Below are 16,350 nucleotides of genomic sequence, written 5' to 3' on the forward strand. Positions count from 1 at the left end.
TAGTATGACATCGCAGGTAGGATACGCCTGAAACCCGTTCAGGAGATCCATGATGCGTATATTTCTTACCGGTGCGAGCGGCTTTATCGGCTCACGTATTCTTCCGGCCCTGCAGGCGTCGGGCCATCAGGTTATCGGCCTCGCGCGCAGCGACACCGTAGCGCAGACCCTGAAGGCGCTTGGCGTCGAGGTGCACCGCGGCACGCTGGACGCCCCGGAGTCGCTACTGGCCGGCGTCGAGGGCGCCGACGCCGTGATCCATACCGCCTTCGACCACGACTTCAGCCGCTTTGCCGCCAACTGTGAGAAAGACCGCCAGGCGATCCTGACCATGGGTCGGGCGCTGCAAGGCAGCGCGCGGCCACTGATCATCACCTCCGGCACGTTGATGGGCGACGACGGGAGCGGCGTCCCGGCCCGGGAGTCGTGCTTTAACGCAGGGCACCCCAGCCCGCGCACCGCCTCTGAGCTCGGTGGTCAGCAGTTGCTGGAAGCGGGAGTGGATGTCCGGGTGGTTCGCCTGCCGCAGGTGCATGACACCGTGCGCCAGGGGCTACTGACCAGCTACATCGAACGCGCGGTCGCCAACGGGGCGGTGGCCCTGCGCGGCGAGGGAAGCAATCGCTGGTCCGCCGCCCATGTCAATGACGTCGCGCGACTGTACGTTAGCGCCCTGCTGCAGGGCGCGGCCGGTGAGCGCTATCATGCGGTGGACGAAGAGGGGATCGCGTTACGGGATATTGCTGCGCTCATTGCTCAGGGAGTAAACCTGCCGCTGACCCACCTGGATGAGTCGCAGGTCGACGCCTGGTTCGGCTGGTTTGCGCCATTTACCGCCCTCGATCTGCGCGCCAGCTCCGCATGGACCCGTGAGCGATTGCAGTGGCAGCCGGTTGGCCCCGGGCTGCTGGAGGACCTGCGACATATGGATTATCAAAAAGTGACGTTGTCACAATAAGCAGGCGAGGCCCCTGCTTATTTCCTGACGGGCTCGCCCGCTGCCCGTCAGCCCCTCTGCTCTCTCCCCGCTATACTGAATACATCTCCCCGGCGTCAGCGCCTGTTTCATCGTCTTGCAAACCGCGGCCAAACAGACCTGACTGGCGATATCGGCGATAAAAAGTTACCATGTTTCAATATACAGACTCGGTTCCGCTACTATTTTAATCAATTGACTGAATACTATACGCTCCCGGTGACCGCATTATCCCTCAGGCTTGTTGAAGGCGGTGGTGAATGTCTATTAATCTTAATAAGATAGAGTTCAACTCTATAATCAAACAGAAAATATGCGCCTGAAATTGTCATCTCTCCTGGCAGCGGTTTCCCTGCTGTGTGGGCAGGCCTTTGCCGCCCCTGTGCTCCCTGACCGCGCCGATATCCGCGACAGCGGTTTCGTCTATTGCGTCAGCGGCCAGGTGAATACCTTTAATCCGCAGAAAGTCAGCAGCGGCCTGATTGTCGATACGCTGGCCGCTCAGATCTACGATCGTCTGCTTGACGTCGACCCCTATACCTACCGGCTGGTCCCCGAGCTGGCGGAGAGCTGGGAAGTCCTCGATAACGGCGCCACATACCGCTTCCACCTGCGCCGCCATGTCCCGTTTCAACGCACGGCATGGTTTACCCCGACGCGGGACTTCAACGCGGATGACGTGATTTTTACCTTTGGGCGTATTTTTAACCGCGACCATCCGTGGCACAACGTCAACGGCAGCAGCTTCCCCTACTTCGACAGTCTGCAGTTTGCTGACAGCGTGGAGAGCGTGCGTAAGCTGGATAATCAGACCGTGGAGTTTCGCCTCAAGCGGCCGGACGCCTCGTTCCTCTGGCATCTGGCCACTCACTATGCGTCGATTACCTCTGCCGAATATGCCGCCCGCTTAACGCAAGACGACCGCCAGGAACAACTGGATCGCCAGCCGGTCGGCACCGGTCCGTTCCAGTTGTCCGAGTACCGCTCCGGGCAATATATCCGTCTGCAGCGTCACCCCGACTACTGGCGCGGCAAACCGTTGATGCCGCAGGTGGTGGTGGACCTTGGCTCTGGCGGTACCGGCCGACTGTCGAAACTGCTCACCGGGGAATGCGACGTGCTGGCCTGGCCCGCCGCCAGCCAGTTGACAATCCTGCGCGACGACCCGCGCCTGCGCCTGACGCTACGCCCGGGAATGAACATTGCCTGGCTGGCCTTCAACACCGCCAAGCCGCCGCTGGATAACCCCGAGGTGCGCCACGCGCTGGCGCTGGCCATTAACAACCAGCGCCTGATGCAGTCCATCTACTACGGCACCGCAGAGACGGCGGCATCCATGCTGCCGCGCGCCTCGTGGGCCTATGATAACGACGCTAAGATTACCGAATATAATCCCAGGGAGGCCCGCACGCGCCTGAAGGCCCTGGGTCTGGAAAACCTGACCCTCAAGCTGTGGGTGCCCACCAGCTCGCAGGCGTGGAACCCCAGCCCGCTGAAAACGGCGGAGCTGATCCAGGCGGATATGGCGCAGATTGGCGTCAAGGTGATTATTGTGCCGGTGGAAGGACGCTTCCAGGAAGCGCGCCTGATGGACATGAACCATGATCTGACGCTCTCCGGTTGGGCGACGGACAGCAACGATCCGGACAGTTTCTTCCGGCCACTGCTGAGCTGCGCGGCGATCGCCTCGCAAACCAACTTTGCCCACTGGTGTAACCGGGAGTTTGATGACGTGCTGCAAAAAGCGCTGCTCTCGCAACAGCTCTCCTCGCGGATGGACGCTTACAAAGAGGCGCAGCGGATCCTCGCCCGCGAACTGCCGGTCCTGCCGCTGGCCTCCTCGCTGCGTTTGCAGGCCTATCGCTATGATATGAAAGGCCTCGTGCTGAGCCCCTTCGGTAACGCTTCGTTCGCTGGCGTATCGCGGGAGAAAACCGAAGAGGTGAAAAAGCCATGATTATTTTTACCCTGCGTCGTCTGCTGTTGCTGCTGGTCACCCTCTTTTTTCTGACCTTTATCGGCTTCAGCCTGAGTTATTTTACCCCTCATGCGCCGCTACAGGGCGCCTCCTTGTGGAATGCGTGGCTGTTCTGGTTTCAAGGGGTGCTGCACTGGGATTTTGGCGTCTCCAGCATTAACGGCCAGCTGATTTCCGAACAGTTGCGCGACGTGTTCCCGGCGACCATGGAGCTGTGCATCCTCGCCTTCGGCTTTGCCCTGCTGATTGGCATTCCGGTGGGCATGATCGCCGGCGTAATGCGCAATAAATGGCCCGATACGTTGATCAGCGCCATCGCGCTGGTTGGTTTCTCGATTCCGGTGTTCTGGCTGGCGCTGCTGCTGACCCTCTTCTTCTCGCTGACTCTTGGCTGGTTTCCGGTCTCTGGCCGCTTCGACCTGCTGTATGAGGTGAAAACCGTCACCGGTTTTGCGCTGATTGACGCCTGGATCTCGGACTCGCCATGGCGCCATGAAATGATCGTCAGCGCCGCACGACATATGGTGCTGCCGGTGCTGACCCTGGCGGTGGCCCCCACCACCGAGGTGATCCGCCTGATGCGCATCAGCACCAGCGAGGTTTATGACACCAACTATGTGAAGGCGGCTGCCACCCGCGGCGTGTCGCGACGCAAAATTTTACTGCGCCATGTACTGCACAACGCCCTGCCGCCGGTGATCCCGCGCCTCGGCCTGCAGTTTTCCACCATGCTCACCCTGGCGATGATCACTGAGATGGTGTTCAGCTGGCCCGGACTGGGACGCTGGCTGATCAACGCGATCCGCCAGCAGGACTACGCGGCGATCTCCGCCGGCGTCATGGTGATTGGTGCACTGGTTATTATCGTCAACGTGATTTCCGATATCCTCGGTGCCATGGCTAACCCGCTGAAACATAAGGAATGGTATGCCCTACGATAGCGTTTATCTGGAAAAGCGTCCGCCCGGCGCGCTGCGCACCGTATGGCGTAAATTCTATGGTGACACCACGGCGATGATCGGCCTGTACGGCTGCGCGGGTCTGCTGTTGCTCTGCGTCTTCGGCGGCTGGTTCGCCCCCTATGGTATCGATCAGCAGTTCCTTGGCTACCAGTTGCTGCCGCCGTCGTGGTCGCGCTATGGCGAAGTCTCCTTCTTCCTGGGAACCGATGACCTGGGCCGCGATGTGCTGAGCCGGCTGCTGAGCGGCGCGGCGCCGACCGTCGGCGGGGCCTTCGTCGTCACCCTCGGCGCGACGCTGTTTGGCCTGGTGCTGGGCGTAATTGCCGGGTCGACCCACGGCCTGCGTTCGGCGGTGATGAATCATATTCTCGATACCCTGCTCTCTATTCCCTCGCTGCTGCTGGCGATTATCGTCGTCGCGTTCGCCGGGCCGCACCTCAGCCATGCGATGTTCGCCGTCTGGCTGGCGCTGCTCCCGCGCATGGTGCGTTCCGTCTACAGCATGGTCCACGACGAGCTGGAGAAAGAGTACATCATCGCCGCTCGCCTCGACGGGGCGTCGACGCTGAACATTTTGCTGTTTGCCATTCTGCCCAATATTGCCTCTGGCCTGGTGACCGAGATCACCCGCGCCCTGTCGATGGCCATTCTGGATATTGCCGCGCTGGGCTTTCTTGATCTCGGCGCCCAGCTGCCTTCACCGGAATGGGGAGCCATGCTGGGCGATGCGCTGGAGCTTATCTATGTCGCACCGTGGACCGTGATGCTGCCCGGGGCCGCGATTATGCTCAGCGTACTGCTGGTCAACCTGCTGGGCGACGGTATTCGCCGGGCGATCATTGCCGGGGTACAATAATGCCGTTACTCGATATTCGTCACTTAACTATCGAATTTAGAACCAACGAAGGTTGGGTGAAAGCCGTCGATCGCGTCAGTTTGACCCTGACTGAAGGCGAGATCCGCGGCCTGGTGGGCGAATCCGGTTCCGGGAAAAGCCTCATCGCCAAAGCCATCTGTGGGGTGACCAAAGACAACTGGCGGGTCACCGCCGACCGCATGCGTTTCGATGATATCGACCTGCTGCGGCTGTCGAACCGCGAGCGGCGCAAACTGATCGGCCACAACGTGTCGATGATTTTCCAGGAGCCGCAGTCCTGTCTTGATCCCTCTGAGCGCATCGGCCAGCAGCTGATCCAGAGTATCCCCGGCTGGACCTACAAGGGCCGCTGGTGGCAACGGCTGGGCTGGCGTAAGCGCCGGGCGATAGAGCTGTTGCACCGCGTCGGCATTAAGGATCACAAAGACGCGATGCGCAGCTTCCCCTATCAGCTCACCGACGGTGAGTGTCAGAAGGTGATGATTGCCATCGCCCTGGCCAACCAGCCGCGTCTGCTGATCGCCGATGAACCCACCAATGCCATGGAACCCACCACCCAGGCGCAGATTATTCGTCTGCTGACGCGGCTCAACCAGAATAACAACACCACTATTTTGCTGATCAGCCACGACCTGCAGATGCTCAGCAAATGGGCGGATAAAATCAACGTCATGTACTGCGGACAGACGGTAGAGAGCGGCCCGAGTGAAGAGCTGATCACCCTCCCGCATCACCCGTACACTCAGGCATTAATCCGTGCGATCCCGGATTTTGGCAGCGCCATGCCACATAAAAGCCGCCTCAACACCCTGCCGGGGGCGATCCCGCTGCTGGAGCAGTTGCCCATCGGCTGTCGGCTGGGGCCGCGCTGCCCTTACGCCCAGCGCGAGTGTATTGAAACGCCGCGTCTTACCGGGGCGCGCAACCATCTGTACGCCTGTCATTTCCCGCTGAACATGGAGAAAGAGTGAAATGGTCGAAACATTGCTGGAAGTTCGCCAACTCAGTAAGACCTTTCGCTACCGCACCGGCTGGTTTCACCGCCAGACGGTGGAGGCCGTCAAGCCGCTGAGTTTTACTCTGCGCGAACGGCAGACGCTGGCGATCATCGGCGAGAACGGCTCCGGGAAATCCACCCTCGCCAAGATGCTGGCGGGGATGGTGGAACCCACCAGCGGCGAGCTGCTGATCGACGACCATCCGCTGACCTTCGGGGATTACTCCTACCGCAGCCAGAAGATTCGCATGATCTTTCAGGATCCGTCGACCTCACTGAATCCGCGCCAGCGTATCTCGCAGATCCTCGATTTTCCACTGCGGCTGAATACCGACCTCGACGCCGAGGCGCGGCAGAAGCAGATTATCGACACGTTGCGCATGGTCGGTCTGCTGCCGGACCACGTCAGCTATTACCCCCATATGCTGGCACCCGGTCAGAAGCAGCGTCTCGGCCTCGCCAGGGCGCTGATCCTGCGCCCGAAGGTCATTGTCTGCGATGAGGCGCTGGCCTCGCTGGATATGTCGATGCGCTCCCAGCTCATTAACCTGATGCTGGAGCTGCAGGAGAAACAGGGCATCTCCTATATCTATGTCACTCAGCACCTGGGAATGATGAAGCACATCAGCGATCAGGTGCTGGTGATGCATAACGGCGAAGTGGTCGAGCGCGGCAGCACCGCCGATGTGTTGGCCTCACCACTGCACGACCTGACCCGACGCCTGATCGCTGGCCACTTCGGTGAAGCCCTCACCGCCGACGCCTGGCGCAAAGACGGGAAATAGCCCCATCTCATTCACCTCGCCCGGTGACCTCACACCGGCGCGTGGCCAGCGTTCCGCTTGAGGATAGCCACCGCGTTGGCGATATCCGGCGCCAGCCAGCGATCGTCCTCCCAGGTGGGCACGCTTTGGCGCAGCAGATCGCGCGCCCGACGCGTCCCCGCCGCCAGTTTCTGCGGCTCGTGAAAATCGAGCCCCTGCGCCGCGAGTAAATATTCGATACCCAGGATCTGATAGAGGTTGCCGAGCAGGCGCTGTAGTTTCAGCGCGGCGCTGGTGCCCAGGCTTAAATGATCCTCCTGCAAAGCCGAGGTAACAAAATTATCCAGCACCGCCGGCTGCGCCAGCTGCTTATTTTCCGCGCACAACGACGCGGCGACGTACTGGGCAATCATCATGCCTGAATTCACCCCGGGTCGGGCGACCAGAAAGGCCGGCAAGCCGCTCACCAGAGGATTCACCAGCCGGTCAAGGCGTCGTTCGGCGATAGCGCCCAGCTCTGCCATGGCAATGGCCAGCAAATCGCAGGCCATTGCCACCGATTCACCGTGGGGATGCGCCTGGGACACCACCCGCCACTGCTCAAGGGTGCCCAGGATTAGGGGATTATCGGTACAGGCGTTAAGTTCGATATTAATCTGCGTCTCTGCATGACTAAACTGGTCGCGGCAGGCGCCATGCACCTGAGGCATCGAGCGGAGACTCAGCGCATCCTGGGTGCGAAGACCTTCGCTTTCGGCCAGAAGATGGCTGTCCGCCAGCAGCTCACGCAGCCGCTGGCCGCTGGTCTGGATCCCGGGACTGGCTTTCAGCGCCAGGATCTCGGCATCAAACGCCACAAGCTGGCCACGCAGCGCTTCAAAGCTCATCGCTCCGGTCACATCAGCCCAGTTCATTAAGCGCTCAGCGTCGTCTAAGGCCAGGCAGGCCAGGCCGGTCATGCACGGCGTACCGTTAACTAGACTGAGCCCCTCTTTCGCTCCCGGCGCGATGGGTTGCAGATTCAGCTGCGACAGGACCTCTGCCGCAGACCACGTTCGCCCTTGCCATAGCACATCGCCGACTCCCATCAGGGCCAGGCCAATGTGCGCCATATGCGTTAAATAGCCAACCGACCCCTGAGAGGGCACCTGCGGTGTCACGCCATGCTGCAAAAACGTCAGCAGTTGTCGCACTATTCCGGCGGAGATACCGGATTTACCGTGGCTGAAATTGGCCACCGCGGCGCACATAATAGCCCGGGTTGGGGCGACCTCCAGCAGCGGCCCCACCCCGCAGGCGTGGCTAAGCAGCGTATTGCGCGACAGCTGGTGTAACTGCGCTTCCGGCAGCGTAATGTTACACAGCGCCCCCAGCCCGGTGTTAATCCCATAGGCCACCTGACCGGCGTTAACGATATGCTGGACGATCGCCCGCCCCTGCTCGATACGCGCCCAGGCGCTTTCGCTGAGGCTCAAAGTCGCCTCGCCCCGGGCGACACAAACCACCTCCTGCCAGCGTATCGGTGCATCGCCCCACTGGATCATATTCATACGACCTGTCCTGGCTGTTGATGGCTGGAGATAAATTGCTTAAAGCGCGCGGAACCCTGAGTGCCAAATAGCGCCTCAGGCGCACCGTCGCAGTCAATCGTCCCCTGGTGCATAAATACCACCCGATTGGAGACATGGCGGGCGAATCCCAGTTCGTGGGTGACCACCAGCATCGTCCGCCCCTCTTCCGCCAGGCTGCGCATGACCTTTAACACCTCGCCGACCAGTTCGGGATCCAGCGCGGAGGTGGGTTCATCAAAGAGCATGACGTCTGGCTCCATCGCCAGCGCGCGGGCTATTGCCACGCGCTGCTGTTGGCCGCCGGAGAGCTGTGCCGGATAGAAATCCTTTCGGTTCAACATCCCCACCCGCTCCAGCAGCTGCTCAGCCTGTTCAATGCAGGTCCGTTTATCCCGTTTGAGCACGTAATGCGGCCCCTCAATGACATTCTGCAGGACCGTCATATGCGACCACAGGTTAAAACTTTGAAAGACCATCCCCAGCCGCGAACGCAGGCGCTCTATCTGCCGGGGATTCGCCGCCAGCCGATGCCCGCGGGCGTGGTGCTTCATTTCAATCGTCTCTCCCCCGACGCTGACCACCCCGGCATCGGGGGTTTCCAGCAGATTAATGCAGCGCAGCAGCGTACTTTTACCGGAGCCGCTGGCGCCGAGGATCGAAATGACATCGCCCTGCTGGGCCTGGATGGTGATCCCCTTCAGGACATCCAGGGAGCCAAAGGACTTATGAATATCGCTGACCGATAAGGTCACCGGACGTGAATCGAGCATCTTACTCTCCTTTGGTTATCGGCTTGAGCGACACGGTCGCCGGGTTTTGCCGGGTATGCGGCGTTAAACGCCGTTCAAGCAGGGCGTACAGTTGCACAATGATGAAATTAAGCAGCAGATAGATGGCCGCCGCGCAGAGGAATACCTCCATCGTCCGATAGGTACGCTGAATAATCTGTTGCGCCACCCCGGTGACGTCCCAGACGGTCACCAGGCTTGCCAGCGCCGTCGACTTGACCAGCAGAATGGCCTCCGTGGAGTAGGCTGGCAGTGCATAACGTAGCATCACTGGGGCAATGATCCGCCGCAGCAACAGCCAGCGCGACATACCGCAAGCCTGACCGGCTTCAATCTGCCCCGGCGGTATCGCCAGCAACCCGCCGCGCAGAATTTCCGCGGTGTAGGCCGCCGTACAGAGCGCCAGCGCCAGAACGGCGCAGATAAAGGGTTCGCGCAGCAGTGGCCACAGGAAACTGTGACGGATCACCCCAAACTGACCCAGCCCGTAATAAATGAGAAACAACTGGATCAGCAGTGGTGAACCGCGAAAGATCAGGATATAGCCTTTGGCGAAACCGCTAGCCAGCGGCCAGTGGCTCATTCGCAGCGCCAGAACGCCGAGGGCCAGTACGCCGCCGAGGATAAAAGAGCAAATAAAGAGCCCCAGCGTCACCGGCAGCGCCGCGCCGAGCTTCAACAACGTCTCACCGAGGAAGGCAAAATCGATAAACATACGGGCTCCTTACGCCTGCGCGGTGCTGCGACGCAGCCAGGCGCGGTTGAGATGGCTCTCCGCCCGGGTAAACGCGCGGTTAGAGAGCAGCGTCAGGATCAGATAACAGCCGCCGCCGATGAGATAGAACAGGAAATATTCGCGGGTCGAGCCTGCGGCAATCTGGCTGGCGCGCATCAGTTCAACCATCCCGGTCACCGATACCAGCGCCGAATCTTTGAGGCTCATTTGCCACACGTTGGATAACCCCGGCAGCGAATAACGGACAATCTGCGGCAACAGAATGCGCTGCAGGATCCGCCAGCGCGGCATGCCGATGGCGGTAGCCGCCTCCACTTCACCGGGCATCAGCGCCAGGCGAGCAGCACGGTAGACTTCCGCCTGATACGAGGAGGAGATCAAACCAATCGCCAGGGCGCCAATCAGAAAGGGCGGAACCTCAATAAAGCCATCAGCGCCAAACAGACGCCCCACCCATGAAATCATCCCTGAGCCGCCAAAATAAAACAGGTAGATCACCAGTAATTCGGGGATACCGCGGAATACCACCGACCAGGCGGCGCCAAACCAGCGCGCTGGCGCGTGCCGGGATAGCTTCGCGGCGGCAATGACGCCGCCCACCGCCGCACCGACGGCCAGCGCGGCGAGCGACAGCAGCAAGGTGGTCAGCGTGGCACTGAGGATCAGCGTCCCCCACCCGTTTTCACCAAAACTCAGAAGATTCAACATAACAGCCTCACTCAGGGGGTAACGTCGCTTTTAAACCATTTCTCACTCAGTTTTTTTACCGTCCCATCGGCCAGCGCCGCCTGAATGGCGCTATCCAGTTTCGCTTTAAGATCGGTATCGGTCAGGCGCACGCCCATCGCCTCACCGCCTCCCCAGATCGGCCCGCTCATCAGCGGACCGCTCAATGCCAGATTGTTATTCTCCGGTCGCGACAGGGTGGTGTTGGCAAAGGTAATATCATCAAACACCGCATCGATGCGCTCAGCCTGCAGGTCGAGGATCGCATCCGCTGAGTTGTTATATTCCCGGACGTCAGCGATATCCTTGAAATATTTATCAATAAACGGGGTGTACACGGTGCCGGAAGCGATGCCGATAGTTTTCCCTTTCAACGCCGCGCGCAGAGGCGCAATCACCGCCTGAATCTCTTTCTCATCATCATGAAGTTTGACCGTCGGAGATGGAGGGAGCAGTGACCCTTTTACCGCAATGAACGAGGCTGGCGTGGCAGCGTAGGCCTGGGTAAACGCCACGACCTTCGATCGCTCCGGGGTGACGACAATAGCGTCCATGATCACGTCATATTTTCCGGCGTTAAGTCCGGCAATCATGCCATCCCAGTTCTGTACCACCAGCTTGCATTCGATCTGCATCCGCTGGCATAAATTCGCCATGAGCTCAGGTTCGAAGCCGCTCAACTTCCCTCCGGGAAGCGTCAGGTTCCAGGGTTCATAGCCGCCTTCCGTAGCGATGGTGATTGATTTCCACTCTTTAGCGTATGTTGAGCCACCAGACAGCAGTAGCCCCGAAAACAGGGTGACCAGGCAGGCCTGGCGGAAAGTAATACGCTGTTGCATTTTCATTCTCCCGATCGCGTTTTGTCATGATGGCTCTGGTCACTGCGATAAGATAATTCGTAGATGACTGCTCATGTATATACAAGCATTGACAAACCCACACACGCGCTCGATGATGGATTTGTGAGCCCTGTTGTAAATAATTTGTAAGCATGTTGAGACACACATGTAACAAATACCATCCACCCTCTGAATTCCGCCGAGCAGACCATGATCTTTTTTTTTGATATCGCCACCTTACCCATCACGCCATGGAAGAACGGTGCCGGTGCCACCCGGGAAATTATCGCCGTTCCTTCCACAGAGGCTCCCTTTCTCTGGCGAGCGAGCATTGCCACCCTGCAGGCAGATGGTCCATTTTCCCCCTTCCCCGGCGTCGACCGGGTGATTACCCTGCTGGCGGGACAACCGCTACGACTGTGCGGCGAGGACATCGACCATCCGCTGACGCTCTGGCAGCCGTGGGCGTTCCCCGGCGAATGGGCGCTGTCCAGCGTCGGGATCGTTGAGCCAGGGCTGGACTTCAATATCATGACTCAGCGCGGACGTGCCTCGGCGAGAGTAAAGGTGATAAACGACCAGCAACGCCCTGCCACTGAGGGAGTCGCTTATGTTCTTCAGGGCGAGTGGGATCTGGCCGGGCAGCGAAGCGCGGCCGGCAGCGGTCTCTGCTGGCGCGGTGAATCCCCAGGCGAGCTATTGCCCCTCGGCGCCAATGGGCGTCTGCTGCTGGCGGAGATCGCGCTCAAATAATCGTCAGGAGAGATGGTATACTGGAGCCGTCGCGATGAGCTTTTGCCCCGCGGGGCGCGGGCCGGCTGAAAAATATCGTGACACAAGGGGTCGTCAGTGGGATATAATTCCCGGCTAAATTTGAGTTATTTTGAAATAACAATGTTAACGCTATGATTGTTAAAGTAAAAATACGCAATAACGATAAGGATTAAAGCTATGGGTTTTCTTTCCGGTAAGCGCATTTTGATCACTGGCGTCGCCAGCAAACTGTCCATCGCCTACGGTATTGCGCAAGCAATGCACCGCGAAGGCGCGGAACTGGCATTCACCTATCAGAATGAAAAACTGAAAGGTCGCGTAGAAGAATTTGCTGCCGCGCTGGGTTCTAACATTGTGCTGCCGTGCGACGTTGCTGAAGATGAGAGCATTACCGCACTGTTCACCGAGCTGGAAAAAGTCTGGCCGAAATTCGATGGTTTCGTCCACTCTATCGGTTATGCTCCGGCTGACCAGTTAGATGGCGACTACGTCAATGCCGTGACCCGCGAAGGTTTCAAAATCGCGCACGACATCAGCGCTTACAGCTTCGTGGCGATGGCTAAAGCCTGCCGCAGCATGCTGAACCCGGATTCAGCCCTGCTGACGCTCTCCTACCTGGGTGCAGAGCGCGCGATCCCGAACTACAACGTGATGGGTCTGGCCAAAGCCTCTCTGGAAGCTAACGTCCGTTATATGGCTAACGCCATGGGTCCGGAAGGCATTCGCGTCAACGCCATCTCTGCCGGTCCGATCCGTACACTGGCTGCTTCTGGCATTAAAGATTTCCGTAAAATGCTGGCACACTGCGAAGCGGTCACCCCGATCCGTCGCACCGTCACCATTGAAGATGTGGGTAACAGCGCAGCCTTCCTGTGCTCCAACCTGTCTGCGGGGATCTCCGGTGAAGTCGTTCACGTTGACGGCGGGTTCAGCATCGCCGCCATGAACGAACTGGAACTGAAATAAGTTCCATACCCTCCTCACCCGGGTGAGGAGGGCTTATCCCTTACTCCCTTCCGTTGCGCTGTCTCTTGTTATTCCAATCGGCTATTTGTTAGCACGTATCAATATTTTCTCCTGCTTCCGGGTTACGCCAGGATAGTTCTGCATAAACGATCCGCGGAACGGCGGTTCGCCACATACCGAACAAGGAAAGCCCATGGAGCCACGCCGCGTGAATGGCAAAAACCACTGGTATCACGAAACCCAGTCAACAATCTGCCCGGTGGATGTTCTGCCACTTGTCCCTGAAGCCGCCCATGTTGAAGACCGCTTTTTGCTGGACCTGACGCTGCCGGATGCCTGGCTACACATCCACGCAGGCTGGCTACATCCTGCTCGCGAGCTGGCAGTGCGGCTGTTTCCCGATCAGGTGACGGTGAGCCGACTGCAAACTTTTACCGCCTATGATCGCCTGAGCACCGCGCTGACTGTCGCCCAGGTCTACGGCGTCCAGCGGTTGTGTAACCACTATGCCGCCCGTCTGGCTCCCTTGCCTGGCCCTGACTCTTCGCGTGAGAGCAACCGTCGCCTGGCGCAGATCACTCAGTACGCTCGTCAGCTCGCCAGTTCGCCCTCCGTCATTAACGCCCTCTCACGCAGCCAGCTGGACGAAGTAGGCTTAACCAGCCGGGATATTATCCTGATCAACCAGATTATCGGTTTCGTCGGCTTCCAGGCCCGGGCGATTGCTGTCCTGCAGGCGGCGCTGGGCTATCCGGTGCGTTGGATCCCCGGCATGCCTCAGCAAGAAGAGGCCCCCGCCGAACTGTTCACCGCGCCACCAGGAGAGTGGCAGAGCGACCTTGAGGACCCCGATCTGCAGTATGCCGATGATGAACGCCAGCGGCGCATCGCTGGCTGGCAGTCGCTGCCCGGCCTGGGCGAGTTGGCCCCACTGCTGGCCTGCGACCCACCGTTGATCGCGCCTCTGGAGACCTTGATCCGTCAGCTCAGCACGGATGATGCCTTTGGCCCGCAGGTCGCCTTACTCACGGCACGCACCAATGGCAGCCCTACCTGTTTTGATGCCTGGCTCCCCCACTGGCACGGTGAAGAAGAGTTCGCCAGCCACCTGCGGGAAGGCGACCAGGCCCTCCATCGCTGGCTCCAGCAGCATCCTCAGTCCCGGGCCCTCGTTACCGCGGTGCAGCTGTTAACCCGCTCGCCGGACCGGTTTAGCGCCGCCCAGTTAACTCCCCTCGCGGAATATGGACTCTCTGCGGAACAAGCGATCGATCTGTTGACCTGGAGCGGGCTGTGCGGATGGATGAATCGTCTGAAAATCGCCCTCGGCAATGTGCGTCAGCAGACGTAAATTGCTGAAACAGCGCTTGCTGCGGCAGGCATATTCGCGTAAAAATGTCAGCCGCTCTTTTAGCCACGAAAATACCTAATTATGTTTCAGGATAACCCGCTGCTAGCGCAGCTTAAACAGCAACTGCATTCCCAGACGCCGCGCGCGGAAGGGGTCGTTAAGGGCACGGAAAAGGGCTTTGGCTTCCTCGAAGTGGACGCTCAAAAGAGCTACTTCATTCCGCCGCCGCAGATGAAAAAAGTGATGCATGGCGACCGTATCGTCGCGGTGATCCATTCTGAAAAAGATCGCGAAAGCGCCGAACCAGAAACCCTGGTTGAGCCGTTCCTGACCCGTTTCGTCGGTAAAGTCCAGAAGAAAGACGATCGCCTCGCTATCGTTCCTGACCATCCGCTGCTGAAAGATGCCATTCCCTGCCGCGCCGCCCGTGGCGTTGAGCATGATTTCAAACAGGGTGACTGGGCCGTCGCCGAGATGCGCCGTCATCCGTTAAAAGGCGACCGCGGGTTTTACGCGGAGCTGACCCAGTTCATCACCTTCAGCGACGATCACTTCGTCCCATGGTGGGTAACCCTGGCGCGCCATAACCTCGAAAAAGAAGCGCCGGACGGCGTGGCCACGGAAATGCTTGATGAAGGGCTGACGCGCCGCGATTTAACCGCTCTCGACTTCGTCACTATCGACAGCGCCAGCACCGAAGATATGGACGATGCGCTGTACGCCGAATCCACTGCTGATGGCAAACTGCTGCTGACGGTCGCCATTGCTGACCCGACCGCCTGGATTGCCGAAGGTAGCAAGCTGGATAAGGCCGCAAAAGTGCGCGCCTTTACCAACTATCTGCCGGGCTTCAATATTCCAATGCTGCCGCGTGAGCTGTCAGACGATCTGTGCTCCCTGCGCGCTAACGAAGTGCGTCCGGTGCTGGCCTGCCAGATGACTCTGGCGGCCGATGGCACCATCGAAGACAATATCGAATTCTTTGCCGCCACCATCGAGTCGAAAGCAAAGCTGGCCTATGACGACGTCTCTGACTGGCTGGAAGGCCGCGGCAGCTGGCAACCGGGCAGCGACGCCATCGCGCAGCAAATTACGCTGTTGAAAGATGTGTGCCAGCGTCGTAGCGAATGGCGTCAGACCCATGCGCTGGTGTTCAAAGACCGTCCGGACTACCGTTTCGTTCTTGGCGAAAAAGGCGAAGTGCTGGATATCGTCGCGGAGCCACGTCGCATTGCCAACCGCATTGTCGAAGAGTCGATGATCGCCGCCAACATCTGTGCCGCCCGCGTTCTGCGCGACAAGCTCGGCTTCGGCGTTTATAACGTCCATACCGGCTTCGACCCGGCGAATACCGAACAGCTGGCGGCGCTGCTGAAAACCCACGACGTGCACGTCGACCCAACGGAGGTGCTGACGCTGGAAGGGTTCTGCAAGCTGCGCCGCGAACTGGATGCCCAGCCGACCGGTTTCCTCGACAGCCGCATCCGCCGCTTCCAGTCGTTTGCGGAAATCAGCACCGAGCCGGGCCCGCACTTTGGCCTCGGCCTTGAGGCCTATGCCACCTGGACCTCGCCGATCCGTAAATATGGCGACATGATCAACCACCGTCTGCTGAAGGCCATCATCAAAGGCGAGACCATTGCGCGCCCGCAAGATGATGCCACCGTGCAGATGGCGGAGCGCCGTCGTCTTAACCGGATGGCAGAGCGCGACGTCGCCGACTGGCTGTATGCTCGTTTCCTCAACGATAAAGCCGGGACCGATACCCGCTTTGCGGCGGAGATCATCGACATCAGCCGCGGCGGGATGCGCGTGCGCCTGGTGGACAATGGCGCGGTCGCCTTTATTCCGGCTCCGTTCCTCCACGCGGTACGCGACGAACTGGTGTGCAGCCAGGAGAACGGCACCGTGCAGATCAAGGGCGAGGTGGTCTACAAAGTGACTGACGTTATCGATGTCACCATCGCTGAAGTCCGCATGGAAACCCGCAGCATTATTGCGCGTCCGGCAGTCTGACGCCCCTTCACAGCGGTTCCTCCGGGAAC

General features: G+C 59.5%; 15 protein-coding genes. 10 read left to right on the top strand and 5 right to left on the bottom strand.

Going from position 1 to position 16,350, the window contains the following annotated elements; genetic code table 11:
• The first annotated feature begins 49 nt into the window (after positions 1-49).
• The 6 genes from CWM53_RS02425 (at position 50) to sapF (ending at position 6,575) form a co-directional block, all read left to right on the top strand.
• Positions 50-958, top strand: a complete 909-nt coding sequence (locus tag CWM53_RS02425) for an SDR family oxidoreductase (protein WP_165785006.1) — start codon at positions 50-52, stop codon at positions 956-958.
• A gap of 331 nt (positions 959-1,289) precedes the next feature.
• Positions 1,290-2,933: an ABC transporter substrate-binding protein SapA gene (gene sapA, locus CWM53_RS02430; protein WP_074386096.1), complete on the top strand. Its 1,644-nt coding sequence runs from the start codon at positions 1,290-1,292 to the stop codon at positions 2,931-2,933.
• A complete protein-coding gene (sapB, locus tag CWM53_RS02435; RefSeq protein ID WP_061154890.1) occupies positions 2,930-3,895 on the top strand; it encodes a putrescine export ABC transporter permease SapB in 966 nt (321 codons plus the stop codon). Before sapA ends, sapB begins: the two co-directional genes overlap by 4 nt.
• Positions 3,882-4,772 carry a putrescine export ABC transporter permease SapC gene (gene sapC, locus CWM53_RS02440; protein WP_061154891.1) on the top strand — a complete coding sequence of 297 codons (891 nt, stop codon included), beginning with the start codon at positions 3,882-3,884 and terminating at the stop codon, positions 4,770-4,772. The genes sapB and sapC overlap by 14 nt, the downstream gene beginning before the upstream one ends.
• Positions 4,772-5,764 (top strand): putrescine export ABC transporter ATP-binding protein SapD, encoded by a 993-nt coding sequence (sapD, locus tag CWM53_RS02445; protein WP_061154892.1) that lies wholly within the window; start codon positions 4,772-4,774, stop codon positions 5,762-5,764. The genes sapC and sapD overlap by 1 nt, the downstream gene beginning before the upstream one ends.
• 1 nt (position 5,765) lies before the next feature.
• Positions 5,766-6,575 (top strand): putrescine export ABC transporter ATP-binding protein SapF, encoded by an 810-nt coding sequence (sapF, locus tag CWM53_RS02450; RefSeq protein ID WP_004140269.1) that lies wholly within the window; start codon positions 5,766-5,768, stop codon positions 6,573-6,575.
• Positions 6,576-6,604: 29 nt separating this feature from the next.
• Here the strand turns inward: sapF and CWM53_RS02455 are convergent, their stop codons facing one another.
• The 5 genes from CWM53_RS02455 to CWM53_RS02475 are packed head-to-tail and all read right to left on the bottom strand — an operon-like array spanning position 6,605 to position 11,214.
• Complete coding sequence (locus CWM53_RS02455) at positions 6,605-8,104, bottom strand: HAL/PAL/TAL family ammonia-lyase (RefSeq protein ID WP_100729912.1); 1,500 nt, start codon at positions 8,102-8,104, stop codon at positions 6,605-6,607.
• Positions 8,101-8,895 carry an ABC transporter ATP-binding protein gene (locus tag CWM53_RS02460; protein WP_061154894.1) on the bottom strand — a complete coding sequence of 265 codons (795 nt, stop codon included), beginning with the start codon at positions 8,893-8,895 and terminating at the stop codon, positions 8,101-8,103. Before CWM53_RS02460 ends, CWM53_RS02455 begins: the two co-directional genes overlap by 4 nt.
• Position 8,896: 1 nt before the next feature.
• Positions 8,897-9,628, bottom strand: coding sequence for an ABC transporter permease (locus tag CWM53_RS02465; protein WP_012968438.1), 732 nt, complete (start codon positions 9,626-9,628; stop codon positions 8,897-8,899).
• A 9-nt stretch (positions 9,629-9,637) separates the two neighbouring features.
• Positions 9,638-10,357 (bottom strand): ABC transporter permease, encoded by a 720-nt coding sequence (locus CWM53_RS02470; RefSeq protein ID WP_061154895.1) that lies wholly within the window; start codon positions 10,355-10,357, stop codon positions 9,638-9,640.
• 11 nt (positions 10,358-10,368) lie between these two features.
• Positions 10,369-11,214 carry a transporter substrate-binding domain-containing protein gene (locus tag CWM53_RS02475; RefSeq protein WP_100729913.1) on the bottom strand — a complete coding sequence of 282 codons (846 nt, stop codon included), beginning with the start codon at positions 11,212-11,214 and terminating at the stop codon, positions 10,369-10,371.
• 210 nt (positions 11,215-11,424) lie between these two features.
• Here CWM53_RS02475 and CWM53_RS02480 point away from each other — a divergent pair, with 210 nt between their 5' ends.
• The 4 genes from CWM53_RS02480 (at position 11,425) to CWM53_RS02495 (ending at position 16,321) form a co-directional block, all read left to right on the top strand.
• Positions 11,425-11,967: a HutD family protein gene (locus CWM53_RS02480; protein WP_074386100.1), complete on the top strand. Its 543-nt coding sequence runs from the start codon at positions 11,425-11,427 to the stop codon at positions 11,965-11,967.
• Between the two features lie 198 nt (positions 11,968-12,165).
• Positions 12,166-12,954: an enoyl-ACP reductase FabI gene (fabI, locus tag CWM53_RS02485; RefSeq protein ID WP_061154898.1), complete on the top strand. Its 789-nt coding sequence runs from the start codon at positions 12,166-12,168 to the stop codon at positions 12,952-12,954.
• A 193-nt stretch (positions 12,955-13,147) separates the two neighbouring features.
• Positions 13,148-14,305, top strand: a complete 1,158-nt coding sequence (locus tag CWM53_RS02490; RefSeq protein WP_100729914.1) for a CMD domain-containing protein — start codon at positions 13,148-13,150, stop codon at positions 14,303-14,305.
• Between the two features lie 81 nt (positions 14,306-14,386).
• On the top strand, positions 14,387-16,321 hold the full coding sequence (locus tag CWM53_RS02495) for an exoribonuclease II (RefSeq protein ID WP_008807795.1): 1,935 nt from the start codon (positions 14,387-14,389) through the stop codon (positions 16,319-16,321).
• The last annotated feature ends 29 nt before the right edge of the window (positions 16,322-16,350 follow it).

Source organism: Klebsiella sp. A-Nf5 (genome assembly GCF_002810545.1).
In the GTDB taxonomy this organism is placed as follows: Bacteria; Pseudomonadota; Gammaproteobacteria; order Enterobacterales; family Enterobacteriaceae; genus Klebsiella; species Klebsiella variicola.